The sequence below is a fragment of the Streptomyces sp. MUM 2J genome (genome assembly GCF_022414535.1).
GTDB lineage: Bacteria > Actinomycetota > Actinomycetes > Streptomycetales > Streptomycetaceae > Streptomyces.
In genome coordinates, this window is the sequence record NZ_JADWYM010000015.1 from 1 (window position 1) to 15,426 (window position 15,426).

Consider the following 15,426-nt stretch of genomic DNA (forward strand, 5'->3'; position numbering starts at 1 on the left):
CGCTGGTTCCTGGACCGGATCGAAGGCACCGCGCTGGCGCCGGTGCAGAACCGTCTCGACGTGCCCGCCCCGGGCCGGAGACCCGTTCCGCCGGATCGCGGTGCGCGCCCGCGCAGCGCCCGCGGGGGCGCTCGTGCCGGGCGGGCACCGGGATCGTGCCGCCCGGCGCGGGCGCTCCGGTGTGCCGCCGTCACCCGACCCACCGGCGCCGGCGGCGGGCGGGGCGGCCGTCGTGGAGGAGCCGGGCAGGGACGGTTGCCGCGACCGGATGTCAGTCCGGGACTACGCGCGGTCGTCGCAGTTGCCGCTCCAGGTCGGTGAGGTCCGTCGCCTCCCGGTCCGCGGGACGCATCGCAGTGGGCTGGGGCAGGGCAGTGCGGCGCACCCAGGCGGTACCGAGCCCGGCCCGCGCGGCCCCGTCGACGTCCCACGGGTGCGCCGAGACCAGCAGCGCGTCCGCGGCGTCGATCCCCACGGTGCGCAGGGCGTGCGCGTAGGCGTCCGGTGCGGGTTTCCACCGGCCCCCCGCCCCCCGGACGTCGAGGTGCGTCTCGAAGTGGCGGGCGACTCCCGCGCGGGCCAAGGCCGCGCGCGTGGTGCCGGACGAGCCGTTGGTCAGGGTGACCAGGCGGAAGCCCGCCTCCTGCAGGGCCCGGACGCCGTCGGGGACGTCGGGGTGGACGGGCAGGGCGGGGAGTGCGCCGAGGACGTGCCGGACGGCCCGTTCGGGGTCCGGCCCGTCCGGCTGCCCCTGGGCCAGCAGTGTGCGCAGGCCGTCGCCGGCCACGGCGGCGAAGGGGGCGGGCGCGCCGGCCAGCGTCAGGGCGATGCCGTCGCGCAGGACGCCGGCGAACCAGACGGGCAGGAGGCGGGCGGGCAGTCCGACCTCCTCCAGGCAGCTGCCGAGCGGCGCCAGGTCGACGAGCGTCTCGTTGACGTCGAAGATCAGTACCCGTGGGGTGTCGGCGGGCATGGTGTCCTCCTGTCCGCCCCGGCATGGCGGGGACGCCGGTGGGCCGTGCGTCGTTCCACCGCCCGGAGTGCCCCGGCACGCCCCCGGCCACGCATGCGTCGACGCAGCGCGTACGGACGGTGCCCGGGGGAAGCGGGGGTCGTGCTGCTGCCGGACGCCGCCTTCGCCGCCGTCGGAGCGGGCGGCCCGGTTCCGGGCCCGAGTCGGTGGGCGGGACGGAACCGCGGCCGGTCCCGTCGTCCCGGGTTTCCCGGGAGTCACATGCGGATACCCCGGTGGCTGCCCGTACCTCCTGCGAGGTGATCATGCGCCTGCTGCTCGTCCACCCCAGCGCCCTGATGTACTCGGAGATCTTCCTCCGGCTGGAGCCGCTCGGTCTCGAACGGGTGGCCGGTGCCGCCCGGGAGGCGGGACACGAGGTCCGGATCGTCGATCTCCAGGTGTTCGGCCCGAGCGAGCTCGACGCGGAGATCGCCGCCTTCCGCCCCGAGGCCTTCGGCGTCTCCCTCAACTATCTGGCCAACATCCCGGAGGCCATCGAGATCGCCCACCGGGTCAAGGCGGCCGTGCCGGGGTGCTTCGTCTTCTTCGGCGGGCACAGCGTGTCGTTCGTCGCGCCGGACGTCCTGGAGCAGGCGCAGGGGGCCGTCGACGCGGTGGTCCGGGGCGAGGGGGAACCCGCCGTCGTTCCCCTGCTGGAGGCCGTCCGGGACGGCGGCGTGGACGACGTCCCCGGGGTCGTCACCCCGAGCGGACGCGGCCCCGCGCCGCTGCTCATGCACGGCATCGACGCCCCGCGACCCGCCCGGGACCTCATGCGGCGCCGCAACCGGTACTTCATCGGGGAGCTGGACCCGTGCGCCTCCATCGAGTTCACCCGCGGCTGCCCTTGGGACTGCTCCTTCTGCTCGGCATGGACCTTCTACGGCCGCAACTACCGCAAGGCGTCGCCGGAGGCCGCCGCGGAAGAGCTGGCGGGAATCCGCGAGCCCAACGTGTTCGTCGTCGACGACGTGGCGTTCATCCGCCCCGAGCACGGGAACGCGATCGCCGCCGAGCTGGAGCGCCGGCGGATCCGCAAGCGCTACTACCTGGAGACCCGCAGCGACGTCCTGCTGCGCAACTCCGAGGTCTTCGAGCGCTGGGCCCGGCTGGGGCTGTCGTACATGTTCCTCGGTATGGAAGCGCTGGACGAGGAGGGGCTGGACCAGTTCCGCAAGCGGGTCAGCCCGGACGACAACTTCCACGCCCTGGAGGCCGCCCGCCGGCTCGGCATCAACGTGGCGATCAACCTCATCGTGGACCCGGACTGGGACGCCGACCGGTTCCGCCTGGTGCGGGACTTCGCCCTGTCGGTGCCGGAGATCGTGCACCTGACGGTGATGACGCCGTATCCGGGCACGGAGATCTGGCACACCGAGTCCCGGCGTCTGACCACCCGCGACTACCGGCTCTTCGACATCCAGCACGCCGTGGTGCCCACCCGGCTGCCGCTGGAGGAGTTCTACCGGGAGCTGGTGCGCACCCAGTCCGTGATCAACCGCAAGCATCTCGGCCTGCGCACGGCGCTCGGGGCGGGCCGCGTGCTCGGCCGCAACCTGCTGCGCGGGCAGACCAACTTCGCGCGCATGCTCTGGAAGTTCAACGACGTCTACAACCCGCGCCGCCAGCTGGCCGACCACCGGCGTCCGGTCCGCTACGAGTTGCCGCTGCCCCAGCCGGTCGACGTCGGGGACCGGCAGCAGCTGTACGTCCACGTCCGTCCGTCCCGCGACCGCGGCTGACCCGCACCCGGCCGTCCGCGGGTCCTGCGGGGCCCGCGGCGGCACCGGCCGTGCACGGCGGGCATCCCAGGCGCTCCGGGTGGTACCCGGGGGATGTCCGGCGGCTCCCGCCGGACATGGTCATCGGGAGGCGCCATGGAGGCGCTGCGTCGGCTCGACGCGTTCCAGCGACGGCACCACTGGCTGGGCATGCCACTGGGGGTGCTGTACAAGTTCGCCGACGACCAGGGCATGTTCCTGGCCGCCCTGATCGCCTACTACGGCTTCCTGTCCCTCTTCCCGCTCCTGCTCCTGCTCGTCTCCGCCCTCGCGGTGCTGCTCCAGAACGACCCGGAGCTGCAGGAGCAGGTCCTGAACTCGGCGCTGCGGAAGTTCCCCGTGCTGGGCGACCAGCTGAGGGAGAACATCCACTCCCTGCGTGGCAACGGCGTGGCCCTGACCGTGGGTGTGCTGGGCAGCCTGTACGGCGGTCTGGGCGTGGCCCAGGCGGTGCAGCACGCGCTGAACAAGATCTGGGGCGTGCCCCGCCACGCGCGGCCCAATCCGCTGCACTCCCGGGTGCGCGGGCTGATGTTCATCGGGCTGCTGGCGGTCGGCCTGTTCGTGACCACCGGGGTGCTGGCCTCGGCCTCGTTCGAGGAGGCGTTCGGGCTGCGGGTCGGGAGCCTCGTCCGGCTGGTCGCGGTCCCGGGCGTGGTCCTGCTCAACGCCGCCCTGCTGGTGCTCACGGTACGGATCCTCACCCGCGCGCAGGTCACCCTGCGGTACGTGTGGGGGCCCGCGCTGGGCGGGGCCTGCGCCTGGCAGCTGTTGCAGTGGGGCGGCACCTACTACGTGCGGAACTACCTGAGTGGCGCAGGCGCCACGTACGGCATGTTCGCCATCGTGCTCGGGCTGCTGGCCTGGCTGTTCCTGGGGGCGCTGGTCTTCGTTCTGACGGTGGAGACCGCCGCGGTCCACGCGCACCGGCTGTGGCCGCGCAGCCTGCTCACTCCGTTCACCGACGACGTCCGGCTCAGCCACGCCGACCGCCGCGCCTACCGTTCGTACGCCATGGCGGAGAGCTTCAAGGGCTTCCAGAAGGTCACCGTCGAGTTCCACGCCCGGCCGTTCCCGGGTACCAACACCATGGACGGCCGTGCCGCCGCCGACGGCGGCGCGGCTCCATCGGGCGACACCGGACGGCCCGACGCCGGATGAACCGCCCACCGCTCACCCCTGGAGCCGAGATGTGGAAGCCGTGGAAACGCGCCAAGGGCGCCGCCCCGGAGCGGTCCGCCCCGCTGGAGCTGTGCGATCTGTGCGGCACTGCCTTCCCCGAGGCGGAGGCGGTGACCGCGGACGTTCCGGACTCCTCCTGCGCGCGTCCCGGACACGACGGGTACGACGGGCTACGGCGGATCACCGCCTGCTGCACGGAGCACGTCGAGGCCCTCCGGGACGAGTACCGCCGCCGCCCGTTCGTGCAGGAGGAACTCTGGGCCGCCAAGATCGTCCGCGCCTTCGGCACCGGTCCGCCCGTGCGCACCCTGGAGGAGCTCGGACGCCGGACCGGCCTGCACGGGCCGGAGATCCGCCGCGCCATCGCCTGGCACAACGAGCGGTTGCGCCGCACCGGTCCGGGCGGCCCGGACGAGTCGGGCGGGGCGGGCGACGGACGCTGACCGTGCGGGGCGGCACCGAGCTGCGGGGCAGTGGTGCGGACGGCGTGCGGGGCGCCCTTCGCGGTGGCACCGGCACCCGGCGCGTCGAGCGGGACGGCCGGGCCCCGGCACGGGGCGCCGGCGTGGACCGACGGGAGCGGTCGGCCGACCCGCGCGGCCCTGTGACCGGATGCCGTTTGCCGGAGCCGGGGCCGGGTCACTCAGCCCGATGTGCGCGAACCCGGGACCAGCACCGTCGGGCGCCGCCTGCTGCGCGCTGTGCGCAACGGGGCCGGCTGGGTCGGTGCACACCCCCTCGTCAGGCGCGGCCGTGAGCTGGAGCTGATGCACCGGGCCACCGGCTTCGCCACCCTGGCCCTGGTCACCGTGGCGCCGCTGCTGATCGTGGTGGCGGCGGCCGACCCGCTGGGCCGCGGCGGCTTCGCGGCGTGGCTCGCGGACGGCATGGGGGTGTCCGGGAAGTCGGCACAGAGCCTGACCGGCATCATCAGCCCGCCCCCCGACGTGGTCGGCACGACCAGCGTCTGGGGCGGCATCGCGCTGGCGGTGTTCGGGGTGGCCCTCGGCGGGGGCGTGCAGAACGGCTACGAGCGGGTCTGGGAACTGCCTCCCGGCCCGTGGCACCGCGTCTGGCGCCAGGCCACCTGGCTGGTGGTGCTCACGGGGTACCTGTACCAGGAGGTCCTGACCCGCAGCGCGCTCGCCGGACCGCCGCGGATCGCCCTGTCGGCCGCGACGGGCGTGCTGTTCTTCTGGTGGGGGCAGCGCTTCCTGCTGGGCGGCCAGGTCCGCTGGCGTCGGCTGCTGCCCGGCGCGGTCGCCACCATGGCCGGCCTGGTGGGCCTGCGGGGCTTCTCGTACCTGTTCTTCACCCCGCTCATCGTCGACAACGCCATCAGCTACGGGACGGTCGGCATCGTGCTGGTCGTCGAGTCCTGGCTGATCGGCGTGGGGTTCGTCGTCTTCGGCGGGTCCCTGCTCGGCCGCTGGATCAGCGAGCATCATCTGCACCGGCACGAGGACGACTGACCGCCGCCGCGGGGCACCGGCGCCCGGCCTCGTGCGGCGGCGCCCGGACCCGGCCGACCGGGCCGTCCGGTCCGTGCGCGTCCGGACCCGGCCGGGCGGGCCCCGTGGACCCTTCGGCCGTGTCCGGACGAGGGCCCGCCCGGGTGCCGTTCCCCCCTTCCGCCCGTGGGCCCCGCGGCCGCGCGGGGGTTGCCGCAGACGGCCCGTCCCGTGCGCGGGCACGCCCGCCCGGCCCGGGCCCGTTCAGCCGGCAGCGCGGGCGGCGTGCTCGGCGACACGGAGCACGGCGTCGCCGTCCCGGAAGGCCGCGCGTCCCCGCGCGACGGCGCGGTCCCGGGCCGGCCCGGGCGCGGTGAGCCGGTGCAGGGCGGCGAGCAGGTCGTCCCCGTCCCGGGCCGGCCGGGTCAGGCCGAGGGCGGCCATGGCGGCCACGCCCTCGGCACCGTGCCCGGGCAGCGGGCGGTACGCCACCACCGGCAGTCCCGCGGCCAGGGCCTGGACGGCCGTCTGCCCGGCCGCGTTGTCCACCAGGGCACCGGCCGCCGCCGTCAGCCCGGGCATGTCCTGGACCCAGGACGGCGCCAGGACGCCGGGCACCGCCGACAGACGGCGGCGCAGGCGCTCGTTGCGGCCGCAGAGCGCCACGGGGAGGAAACCGCCGCACCCGGCCAGCAGCCGCGCGGTCTCGACGGGCCGCGAGGCGGCGCCCCAGGCCCCCGACGACAGCAGGACTGCCGTTCGTCCCGGGGCCCGGACCGCGAAGAGCTCCCGCCAGCGGGGCGCGCCCGGAGCCGGCCGGAGGAACCCGGGGGCGACGAGCGGCCCGGTGACGTCGGCGGGCACACCGAGGTCCTGCCGCACCACGCGGGCGGCGTCCTCGGTGAGGCAGACATAGTGGTCGTTGCCGGGGTGCAGCCACTGGCGGTGGACCGCGAAGTCGACCACGAACACGACGCTCGGGACCGTCAGCCGGCCCCGTTGCCTGAGGTGCCCGGTCAACTGCGCGGCGAGATGGAACACCGGCACCACCACGTCCGCGCCCGTGCGGTCGGCGATCTCCGTCAGGGCGTCGGCGGCGAGCCGGGCCAGCGGGACACCGCTGGGACGGCTGCCCGACCCCCGGCGCAGGAAGGCCCGGTACAGGCCACCGTAGGCCCACGGGAAGTGCCGCACCGACGCCCGGTAGAAGTCGTGCAGTCCGGTGCCCAGGCCGTACGGCAGCAGCCGCAGAACGTCCACGACGTGGGGCCGGTGGCCCGCCTCACCGGCCCGGCGGGCGAGTTCGGCGGCCACCGTGTCGTGGCCGGCCCCCATGCTCGCGCTGACGATCAGGATGCGCAGGGGGCCGCCGGCCCGGCCGGACCGGCGGCGGTGCGGGAAGGAGGGGACGGCCACGCCCGCCCAGGTGTCCGCCCCCGGCACGGCGCAAACGTGCGTCACCCCGCGGCCCCGCGTTTCGGGTGGGCACGGCGGGGATACTCCGTGTCCGCCGTGTCCTCACGATCCGGAAGGCGTCGCAGTCCCGCTCGTTCCCGGAGTCCGCCGTCGCAGCCGAGGTCAGCACCATGTCGCACGCCCCGTCCTCCGCCCGGTCCGCGCTCGCACCCGGTACGGCCGCGCCCGCCTCCGGCGCCCGCTCCCACCGCGGGACGGACGGCTCCGCCGCGCCGGGTACCGCCCTCGTCACCGGGGCGTCCTCCGGCATCGGCGCCGCCGTCGCCCGCCGGCTGGCGGCCGAGGAGCGCTGGCACCTGGTGCTCACCGGGCGCGACGCGGGCCGGCTGGAGCAGGTGGCGCCCCAGGGCCGGACGGCGCTGTTCCCGGCCGACCTCACCCGGCGCGGCGCCGAGCAGGAACTGGTGGACTTCGCCCTGGACCGCGCGGGCGGGCTGGACCTGCTGGTGGCGGGTGCCGGCGTGGGCTGGGCCGGCGACTTCACCGCCATGCCGGGGCACGCGATCGAGGAACTCGTCGACGTGGACCTGCTGGCCACGCTGCGCCTGGTGCGCTCGGCCGTGCCGCACATGGTGGCGGCGGGGTCCGGACGCGTCGTGCTCATCGGCTCCCTCGCGGGCTCCGTCGGGGTGCGTGGGGAGGCGGTGTACTCGGCCGTGAAAGCGGCGCTCGGACCGTTCGCCGACGCGCTGCGCTACGAGTTGCGCGGTACCGGCGTGGGCGTCACGCACGTCGTCCCGGGCGTGGTGGACACGCCGTTCTTCGAGCACCGCGGGGCGCCCTACCACCGGTCGCGGCCCCGCCCGATGCCGCCGGAGCAGGTGGCCGAGGCGGTTCGGGACGCGGTGCTGCGGGGCAGGGACGAGGTCTACGTCCCCGGCTGGCTGCGGCTGCCCGTCCGGGTGCGCGGGATGGCTCCCGGACTGTACCGGCGGCTCGCCGGCGTGTTCGGATAGGCGCCCGGTGCCCGGCCCCACCGTCGTCCTGATGCCGGGGGCGTGGTTGCTGCCCGAGGTGATCGGGGTGGTGCTCATCGGCCTGGGCAACGTCGGTCTGGCCCGGGCCCCCTCGGTGGGCGGCGGGTGGGACGCCGGGCCGCCGCGGCCGGCCGCGGGCGCCGACGCGGCACGGGCGGCTCTCCGGGAACCGTGGCGGCACGGCGGAGAGGCGGGAGCGATGGCCAGGACGTCCGGCGCGTCGGCGACACGGCGCGCGGCTGCGGTGCTGGTGCCGTGCGCGGCACTGGCCGCCGCACACATCGGCCCGGCGGCCACCTGGCTGCCCGCGGTGCGCCGCAGCTGCTTCCCGCGCCTGGCCGGGACGGGCCGCCCGGACCACGTCGCGCTCACCTTCGACGACGGGCCCGACCCGGTGTCCACGCCGCTGTTCCTGGACGCGCTGGACGCACTCGGGGTGCGGGCGACGTTCTTCCTGCTCGGCGAGGCCGTCGCGGGCCATCCGGCCGTCGCCCGGGAGACCGTCCGGCGCGGGCACGAACTCGCGGTGCACGGCTGGAGCCACGACCGCCCGTGGCTGCCGGCGCCGGTCCGGGAGCTGCGCGGCATCGGGCGGACGGCCGCTGCCGTGCACGCCCTGGCCGGCCGCCGCCCGCGGTGGTACCGCCCGCCCTACGGCATCCTGACGTCCGCCCGCTGGGCCGCCGCCCGGCGGGAGGGGCTGCGGCCGGTGCTGTGGACGGCGTGGGGCCGGGACTGGACGGCGGACGCCACGCCTGCCACGGTGGGGGCCACGGCCGCGGCGGATCTGCGGGGCGGCGGGACGCTCCTGCTGCACGACACCGACCGCACCTCCGCGCCCGGATGCTGGCGTGCCGCGCTCGGAGCGCTGCCCGGCCTCGTCGCGCACTGCCGTGCCGCGGGGCTGTCGGTCGGTCCGCTGGCCGAGCACGGGGATCACGCGGATCCCCGGCACGGCTAGTTTGCACTGTGCAATGATGCGTCCGGGGGAGTCGGGCCGACGGTCGGCCGGACCGCTCGGCGTCCAGGAGTGAACGCGGCAGGGATCACCGGAGCGAGCGGCACACCGGCCGTCGGCCGCTCACACCGCCGGGGCGTACCGCCGTGCCGGGTGCCCTGGTCACAGCTGGGCCCGCCGGGTGCCGTCGCCGCGGCGCGGACCACCGGCTCGGCAGCGGCTCTCCGCCTCCCGCGAGGGACCGGCGGCCGACCGCGGGCCGCACGCCACCGCCGCCGCCCCCGGACGCCCGTCCGGCCGCGCCCTCGGCCGCCTCCCCTTGCCGGGTGTCCCCCCTGCCGGGCGTTCCCCCGCCACGGGGGCGGAGCCGGCGGGTCCCCATCGAGATGTGCCGCGCCGCCGGGTGGCGGAGACTGGAGGGGGCAGCGCCTCTGCGTGCCCGCACGTACCGCCCGAGGCGCGAACGGATACCGCACACGCCCCGCCGCCCGCCCGGACGCGCGCCCCGCTGTCCCTCCGAGACCGTCTCCCGACAGGGGTGTTCGACCATGAGCGGCATCGACGACACTGCGCTGCAGAACCTGCGCGACACCATGCGGGGCCCCGTCCTCGCGCCCCAGGACCCGGGCTACGACGAGGCCCGCAGCATCTACAACGCGATGATCGACCGACGGCCTGCGGTCGTCGCCCGGTGTGTCGACGCCGCGGACGTCCGCACCGCCGTCGGCTTCGCCCGGGAGCACGGGGTGGAGCTGTCGGTGCGGGGCGGCGGCCACAGCGGCCCGGGGCTGTGCCTGGTCGACGGCGGGCTGGTGCTCGACCTGTCGCCGATGCGCGGGGTCCGCGTGGATCCCGAGGCGCGGACCGCGCAGGTGGACGGCGGCAGCCAGCTGGGCGACGTCGACCACGCGACCCACACCTTCGGCCTCGGCGTGCCGGCCGGCATCATGTCGACGACCGGCGTGGGCGGACTCACCCTCGGCGGGGGGCACGGGTATCTGACCCGCAGGTACGGGCTGACGATCGACCATCTGCTGTCCGCCGACGTCGTCCTCGCCGACGGCACCTTCGTCACCGCCTCCGCGGAGCGGAACGCGGACCTCTTCTGGGCGCTGCGGGGCGGCGGCGGGAACTTCGGGGTGATCACCTCCTTCACCTTCGGGCTGGAGCCGGTGGACACCGTCGGGGTGGGGGTGACCGTGTGGCCCGTGGACCGGACCCACGACGTGCTCCGGTGGTACCGCGCGTTCCTGCCCGCCGCACCCGAGGAGCTCTACGGGTTCTTCGCGGTCCTGACCGTCCCGCCCGGGCCGCCCTTCCCGGAGCCCGTCCACGGGCAGAAGATGTGCGGTGTGGTGTGGTGCTACACCGGTGACCTCGAACAGAAGCCTCTGGAGGACGTGCTGACCGTGGTGAACGAGCCGGGACCGCCCGCCTTCCACTTCACCACCCCCATGCCCTACCCGGCCCTTCAGAGCATGTTCGACGCCCTGATCCCCAAGGGCCTCCAGTGGTACTGGCGCGGCGACTTCTTCGACTCGATCCCCGACGAGGCCGTCGCCGTGCACGAGAAGTACGGCGAGAACCTGCCGACCGACCTGTCGACCATGCACCTGTACCCGGTGGACGGAGCCGTCCACCGGGTCGGCACCGACGACACGGCCTGGGCCTACCGGGACGCCGTCTGGTCGGGAGTGATCGGAGGCATCGACCCCGATCCCGCGAACGCGGACCTGATCCGCCAGTGGTGCGTCGACTACTGGACCGACCTGCACCCCACCTCCATGGGAGGCTCCTACATCAACTTCCTGGGAGAGCAGGAGGGGCCGGAGCGCGTCCAGAGCACCTACCGCGGCAACTACGAGCGGCTGGCCGCGGTCAAGCGCGCCTACGACCCGGACAACTTCTTCCACGCCAACCAGAACATCCCGCCGGCCGCGTCCTGAGCCCGGCCGCCTCCGGCTCCGCCCCGCACCGGTTCCGCCGGCGGCGCGGGCCGGGGCGGTCGAGGCCGCCGGCGGCCCCCACCCCCGCCCGACGAGCGCCATCCGGCGGGAGGGGCGGGTCCGGTGCCGGCAGCCGGACCCGGTGGCGCACGCCGGGCAGCGGTGACAGGGGGCGTCCGGACGCGCACGGTGCGGTGCCACCGGACGCCCGGCCGGTCACGGCACCCGCACCCACCGAAGTGGCAGGTGCGGCCGGCCTCCGGGCCGGCCACCCGGCGCACGCGTCCCGTTCCCGCGTCGCAGACGCGCGCCTGGAGGAGTTCTCGGCGGCAGGGCCCCGGTAGTCCTGGGAGCCCCCGTGACCAGCACGGTGTCGTCGGGCAGGATCGACAGCTCCGGGTAGCGGGTGCCCATGTCCGGTTGCCGGCGGTCCGCGAGGAAGGGGCGGGCCCGCGAGAAGCCGATGACGTGGGTCCTCCTCGACGGCTTCGCCGACCCGCCGACGCCTCCGCCACCGGCCATGAACCGCTCGCCCCGGGCGGGCGGCGGCATCACCGTGCCGTAGGTCTCCATGCGGTCGGCGTCGCCGTGCGACGGCGGGACGCCGTGCGCGGCGGCGCGCGACACCGTCACTCGTGCCCCGGATCAGCCCGGATCGACTGCGTCATGCGCCACCATCATATTCTGCGCGACGCAAAGAAGGGTTCAAGGTCCGGCAAGAACCGAGAACTTGAGGCTCGAACACGTCCTCGCCGATGACTCCTCCGCCTCCCCGGCTCACTCGTGTGGCCCAGCCCCGGCGGGCCCCCGACTTGACTCGTTTTGCATAATGCAAAAGTAAGGGAGGAGAACCGATGACTGCCACACCGGCAACCGAGGACATGACCCGTGGGTTCACCACAGCGAGCAACAACGACATCCCACCCCGCCGCCGGCTCATGGACTCGATGCGCGGTGCGCCCTGGGGACTGATGGCGTTCGCCGTGGTCATCGGCGCCGGAGCAGGCGCGGGGTCGATCGTCTTCCGCTGGTGCATCCAGACCTTCACGCGCTTCTTCTCCGGCCACGAGGACTACGCCGCCGCACCGGGCGCCGCCCACCCGAGCGTGCCGTGGCTCGGTCCGTACTTCGTGCTGATCGTGCCCGTGCTGGGCGGCCTGCTGTACGGGCCGCTGGTGCAGCGGTTCGCCAAGGAGGCCCGCGGGCACGGCGTGCCCGAGGTCATGCTCGCGGTCGCCCAGCGAGGCGGCCGGATCAGCCCCAAGGTGGCGGTGGTCAAGACGCTGGCCTCCGCGCTCACCATCGGTTCGGGCGGATCCGTGGGCCGCGAGGGGCCCATCGTGCAGATCGGCTCGGCGCTGGGCTCGACGCTGGGCCGGATGACCCGCGTGACCGAGGCACGGATGAAGCTGCTGGTCGCGTGCGGTGCGGCGGGCGGCATCGCCGCCACGTTCAACGCGCCGCTGGCCGGGGTCTTCTTCTCCATGGAGCTGATCCTCGGCACGTTCACCGCCGAGGCCTTCGGTGCGACGGTGCTGGCCAGCGTGACCGCGAGCGTCATCGGCCGCGCGGCCTTCGGCAACACCGCCTTCCTCGAACTGCCCGACTTCCAGGTCGACCACATCGCCCAGTTCGGCCTGTTCGCACTGCTCGGCGTGATCGCCGCGGGCGTCGGAGTCGGTTTCACCCGCGTGCTGTACCTCATCGAGGACGCCTGCGACTGGGCCTGGCGCGGCCCGGAGTGGCTGCGCCCCGCGGTCGGCGGGCTGGCCCTGGGCGTGGTGCTGCTCGTCCTGCCGGAGATGTACGGGGTGGGCTACCCCGTCCTGCAGAAGGCGACCCAGGGCGGGTACGCGGTGGCCTTCCTGCTGCTGCTCCTGGTGGGCAAGGTGGTGGCGACCAGCCTGACCATCGGCATCGGCGGCTCGGGCGGCGTCTTCGCTCCTGGCCTGTTCATCGGGGCGATGCTCGGCGCCGCCTACGGCGCGGGCGTGCAGGAGCTGCTGCCCCAGCAGGCCGGCCCGGTCGGGGCGTACGCCCTGGTCGGCATGGGCGCCGTATTCGCCGGCGCCTCCCGGGCGCCCATCACGGCCGTGGTCATCCTCTTCGAGCTGACCGGCGAGTACTCGATCATCCTGCCCCTGATGCTGGCCATCGTGCTGGCGACCGCCACCAGCCGCCTGCTGTCCCGTGACACGATCTACACCCTGAAGCTGCGGCGCCGCGGCATCGACCTGGAGGGTCCGGCGCCCGGCGCCCGCATCGGCGGTCAGCCCGTCGAGGCGGTCATGGAACCGCTCCCCTCCCCTCTGCCCTCCTCCACCCCGCTGACCGATGCCGCCGACCTGCTGAGCCTGTCCGGGCACGGCGCCCTTCCCGTGCTCGACGCGTCCGGACGCTACCGCGGCGTCGTCACCGCCCAAGCCGTCGCCGAGAGCCTCGCCGAGCAGCCGGACGGCGCCCCGCTGGACGTCGGGCGACTCGCCGACGTCCCCCAGCCGGTCACCGCGGACGAGCCGCTCGCCCAGGCCCTGCGTCAGCTGGTCACGGCGCCCGGAACCGGCGTACCGGTCCTGGACGGCCCGAGCGGGAAGCCGGTCGGCTGGCTGAGCCACCAGGCTGCCCTGCGCGCCCTGCACACGACGGGCCAGGAGCCGCGCCACAGGCCGTCCGACCGGCGGGCCCCCGCCCGGCGGGTCCACGGCACCGTGTGACGCGCTCCGGGGGCGCGCCCGCGCCCCCGGCCGGCTCCCCGCAGCCTCGCCCCCGGCGCAACAGACCGCGCCCGGAGCGGGGCTGCGGGCCCCAGGCGGTGCAGGGCGCCGGACGGCACACGCGGACCGCGAAGAAGGCTCAGCGGGCAGGAGCCGGCGCGGGAGCCTCCCCGCTCCAGCCGTGGCGGTGGTAGCGCAGCAGCAGCATGGCGGCGTCGTCCCGCGGCGGGCCCCCGCAGTGCCGGACGACGTCCTCGCGCAGCGCGTCCAGGGCGCTGCGGGCATCCGGGTCCTTCAGCAGGTGCGCCCGCTCCTCCAGCGGGTAGAACGCGCCCGCGATGTCGCGGGCCTCGGTGACGCCGTCGGTGTACAGCAGGAGCTGATCGCCGGGCCGGAAGCCGACGCGGTACGGGTGCGGGGGCTCGACTCCGTGCGCGCCGAGCCCCAGCGGCAGCGCGCGGGCGGGCGGCTCGGGGAACTCCGCGGTGCCGTCCCGGTGGACGAGCAGCGGCGCCGGATGGCCGTGGTTGAGGAAGACCACCTCGTGGCCCGAGCGGACCTCTGCGAGGACGGCGGTGACGAACCTCTCCCCCACCAGTTCGCGGGTGATGCTGCGCTCCAGCCGCGCACCGACCCCCGCCAGCTCCGGTTCGTCGTGGGCCGCCTCCCGGAAGGCGCCCAGTACGACGGCGGCCGTCTCGACCGCCGCGAGACCCTTGCCCTGCACGTCTCCCACGATGACGCGCACCCCGTGCGGGGAGGCGACCACCTCGTACAGGTCGCCGCCGATCCTGGCGTCGGCCACGGCCGAGGTGTACGACACGGCGGCGTGCAGCGGGCCCGCCGTCCGCGGGACGGGGCGCAGCAGCACCCGCTGGGCGACCTCGGCGATGGAGCGGACACTGGCCAGTTCCGCCTCACGCCGGCCCCGCATCACGGCGGCGGCGACACCGGCACAGGTCACGCCCGCGACCGAGGCCATGGCGGTGACCGCCCGGCGCCCCTCCAGCAGTCCGTCGTAGGCGCCGAGTGCCAGGCACAGCAGCAGGGCCGCCAGTCCGATGATCGCCGTGCGGCGCCATCCGCCGACCAGCCCGGCGAAGGCGGGGCCGAGGGACACCAGGGGGAGGAAGCCGATCTCGGGCCCGGCCAGGAGGTCCACGCCGGCCACGACCGCCATGACGCCGATCGGCATCCAGGCCAGCACCGTGGTACTGGCCGGCGTCTTCTTCTCGGTCATGGCGTACTCCAGCACTCCTACGTTCCAGGAGCCGCCGCCTGCTCGTCGAGCGGGCACCCCTCCCCTTCCTTTAGGCTATGCAGATGTTTCTGCAGGTCCGCGGCAGGCGCTCGGTCCGTTACTCGATCGAATCCTGCCGCCGGGCCCGGTGACCGGCGGAGGAGAGATGGCGCCACCCGACACCTCGCGGCGCCGCCGCCCGCGGCTTCCCCGCGGATGGCGCAGGACCGCCGCGCGTCTTCCGATCCTGGCGTTCCGGGCCGGGCTGGCGCCGCTGTTCCGGCAGCGGCTGCTGCTCCTGCACCATGTCGGACGGACGACCGGCCTGGACCGGCAGGTGGTGCTGGAGGTCGTCACCAGGGACCCGGACGGGGCGTCGTGGACCGTCGCCTCGGGGTTCGGCCCGTCGGCGGACTGGTACCTCAACCTGCGCCGGCGGCCGCACACGCTCATCCAGGTGGGCAACCGTCACATACCGGTGACGGCGCACTTCCTCTCCGCCGAGGACGGCGACGCGACCATGGCGAGCTACGCGCAGCGGCATCCGCGCACGGCCCGCCGGCTGTGCGCGTTCATGGGTTTCCCGGTCGACGGCAGCGCGGCCTCGTTCCGTGCGGCGGGCCGGTTGATCCCGTTCGTGCGGTTGGCGGCGGCGGTCGGACACCGCCCGGTCTGACCGCCTCCGG

13 protein-coding genes are annotated in these 15,426 nt (G+C 75.1%); 9 read left to right on the top strand and 4 right to left on the bottom strand.

Annotation, left to right across the window (positions count from 1 at the left end; genetic code table 11):
- Positions 1 to 271: 271 nt before the first annotated feature.
- Positions 272 to 973, bottom strand: coding sequence for a haloacid dehalogenase type II (locus tag I3F54_RS15110; RefSeq protein WP_240119264.1), 702 nt, complete (start codon positions 971 to 973; stop codon positions 272 to 274).
- Between the two features lie 305 nt (positions 974 to 1,278).
- Between I3F54_RS15110 and hpnR the strand changes: the two genes are divergently transcribed.
- The 4 genes from hpnR to I3F54_RS15130 all read left to right on the top strand — a co-directional run bounded on the left by hpnR (position 1,279) and on the right by I3F54_RS15130 (position 5,450).
- Positions 1,279 to 2,757 carry a hopanoid C-3 methylase HpnR gene (gene hpnR / locus I3F54_RS15115; protein ID WP_240119369.1) on the top strand — a complete coding sequence of 493 codons (1,479 nt, stop codon included), beginning with the start codon at positions 1,279 to 1,281 and terminating at the stop codon, positions 2,755 to 2,757.
- 135 nt (positions 2,758 to 2,892) lie between these two features.
- Positions 2,893 to 3,957, top strand: coding sequence for a YihY/virulence factor BrkB family protein (locus I3F54_RS15120; RefSeq protein WP_240119265.1), 1,065 nt, complete (start codon positions 2,893 to 2,895; stop codon positions 3,955 to 3,957).
- Positions 3,958 to 3,986: 29 nt separating this feature from the next.
- Positions 3,987 to 4,421 (top strand): hypothetical protein, encoded by a 435-nt coding sequence (locus tag I3F54_RS15125; protein WP_240119266.1) that lies wholly within the window; start codon positions 3,987 to 3,989, stop codon positions 4,419 to 4,421.
- Positions 4,422 to 4,631: 210 nt separating this feature from the next.
- A complete protein-coding gene (locus I3F54_RS15130) occupies positions 4,632 to 5,450 on the top strand; it encodes a ribonuclease BN (RefSeq protein WP_374205925.1) in 819 nt (272 codons plus the stop codon).
- Between the two features lie 243 nt (positions 5,451 to 5,693).
- Here the strand turns inward: I3F54_RS15130 and I3F54_RS15135 are convergent, their stop codons facing one another.
- A complete protein-coding gene (locus I3F54_RS15135; protein ID WP_240119371.1) occupies positions 5,694 to 6,764 on the bottom strand; it encodes a galactosyldiacylglycerol synthase in 1,071 nt (356 codons plus the stop codon).
- Positions 6,765 to 7,015: 251 nt separating this feature from the next.
- Here I3F54_RS15135 and I3F54_RS15140 point away from each other — a divergent pair, with 251 nt between their 5' ends.
- The 3 genes from I3F54_RS15140 (at position 7,016) to I3F54_RS15150 (ending at position 10,786) form a co-directional block, all read left to right on the top strand.
- Positions 7,016 to 7,861, top strand: a complete 846-nt coding sequence (locus I3F54_RS15140) for an SDR family oxidoreductase (protein ID WP_240119267.1) — start codon at positions 7,016 to 7,018, stop codon at positions 7,859 to 7,861.
- Positions 7,862 to 8,081: 220 nt separating this feature from the next.
- Entirely contained in the window at positions 8,082 to 8,843 is a 762-nt protein-coding gene (locus tag I3F54_RS15145) for a polysaccharide deacetylase family protein (RefSeq protein WP_240119372.1), read from the top strand.
- Between the two features lie 545 nt (positions 8,844 to 9,388).
- A complete protein-coding gene (locus I3F54_RS15150) occupies positions 9,389 to 10,786 on the top strand; it encodes an FAD-binding oxidoreductase (RefSeq protein WP_240119268.1) in 1,398 nt (465 codons plus the stop codon).
- A 216-nt stretch (positions 10,787 to 11,002) separates the two neighbouring features.
- Here the strand turns inward: I3F54_RS15150 and I3F54_RS15155 are convergent, their stop codons facing one another.
- The gene (locus I3F54_RS15155) at positions 11,003 to 11,419 is read right to left on the bottom strand and encodes a hypothetical protein (RefSeq protein WP_240119269.1); all 417 of its coding nucleotides are present in this window, start codon (positions 11,417 to 11,419) and stop codon (positions 11,003 to 11,005) included.
- A 338-nt stretch (positions 11,420 to 11,757) separates the two neighbouring features.
- Between I3F54_RS15155 and I3F54_RS15160 the strand changes: the two genes are divergently transcribed.
- Entirely contained in the window at positions 11,758 to 13,500 is a 1,743-nt protein-coding gene (locus tag I3F54_RS15160) for a chloride channel protein (protein ID WP_240119373.1), read from the top strand.
- Positions 13,501 to 13,639: 139 nt separating this feature from the next.
- On the opposite strand, the gene I3F54_RS15165 is transcribed toward I3F54_RS15160, so the two are convergent.
- Positions 13,640 to 14,740, bottom strand: a complete 1,101-nt coding sequence (locus I3F54_RS15165) for a PP2C family protein-serine/threonine phosphatase (protein ID WP_240119374.1) — start codon at positions 14,738 to 14,740, stop codon at positions 13,640 to 13,642.
- 166 nt (positions 14,741 to 14,906) lie between these two features.
- Between I3F54_RS15165 and I3F54_RS15170 the strand changes: the two genes are divergently transcribed.
- Positions 14,907 to 15,416 (top strand): nitroreductase family deazaflavin-dependent oxidoreductase, encoded by a 510-nt coding sequence (locus I3F54_RS15170; protein WP_240119270.1) that lies wholly within the window; start codon positions 14,907 to 14,909, stop codon positions 15,414 to 15,416.
- Positions 15,417 to 15,426 lie beyond the last annotated feature (10 nt).

Excerpts from the sequence above, each read along its gene's own strand:
- I3F54_RS15110 (WP_240119264.1), bottom strand. The coding sequence starts at position 973 with ATGCCCGCCGACACCCCACGGGTACTGATCTTCGACGTCAACGAGACG.
- hpnR (WP_240119369.1), top strand. The coding sequence starts at position 1,279 with ATGCGCCTGCTGCTCGTCCACCCCAGCGCCCTGATGTACTCGGAGATC.
- I3F54_RS15120 (WP_240119265.1), top strand. The coding sequence starts at position 2,893 with ATGGAGGCGCTGCGTCGGCTCGACGCGTTCCAGCGACGGCACCACTGG.
- I3F54_RS15125 (WP_240119266.1), top strand. The coding sequence starts at position 3,987 with ATGTGGAAGCCGTGGAAACGCGCCAAGGGCGCCGCCCCGGAGCGGTCC.
- I3F54_RS15135 (WP_240119371.1), bottom strand. The coding sequence starts at position 6,764 with ATGGGGGCCGGCCACGACACGGTGGCCGCCGAACTCGCCCGCCGGGCC.
- I3F54_RS15140 (WP_240119267.1), top strand. The coding sequence starts at position 7,016 with ATGTCGCACGCCCCGTCCTCCGCCCGGTCCGCGCTCGCACCCGGTACG.
- I3F54_RS15145 (WP_240119372.1), top strand. The coding sequence starts at position 8,082 with ATGGCCAGGACGTCCGGCGCGTCGGCGACACGGCGCGCGGCTGCGGTG.
- I3F54_RS15150 (WP_240119268.1), top strand. The coding sequence starts at position 9,389 with ATGAGCGGCATCGACGACACTGCGCTGCAGAACCTGCGCGACACCATG.
- I3F54_RS15160 (WP_240119373.1), top strand. The coding sequence starts at position 11,758 with ATGGCGTTCGCCGTGGTCATCGGCGCCGGAGCAGGCGCGGGGTCGATC.
- I3F54_RS15165 (WP_240119374.1), bottom strand. The coding sequence starts at position 14,740 with ATGACCGAGAAGAAGACGCCGGCCAGTACCACGGTGCTGGCCTGGATG.
- I3F54_RS15170 (WP_240119270.1), top strand. The coding sequence starts at position 14,907 with ATGGCGCCACCCGACACCTCGCGGCGCCGCCGCCCGCGGCTTCCCCGC.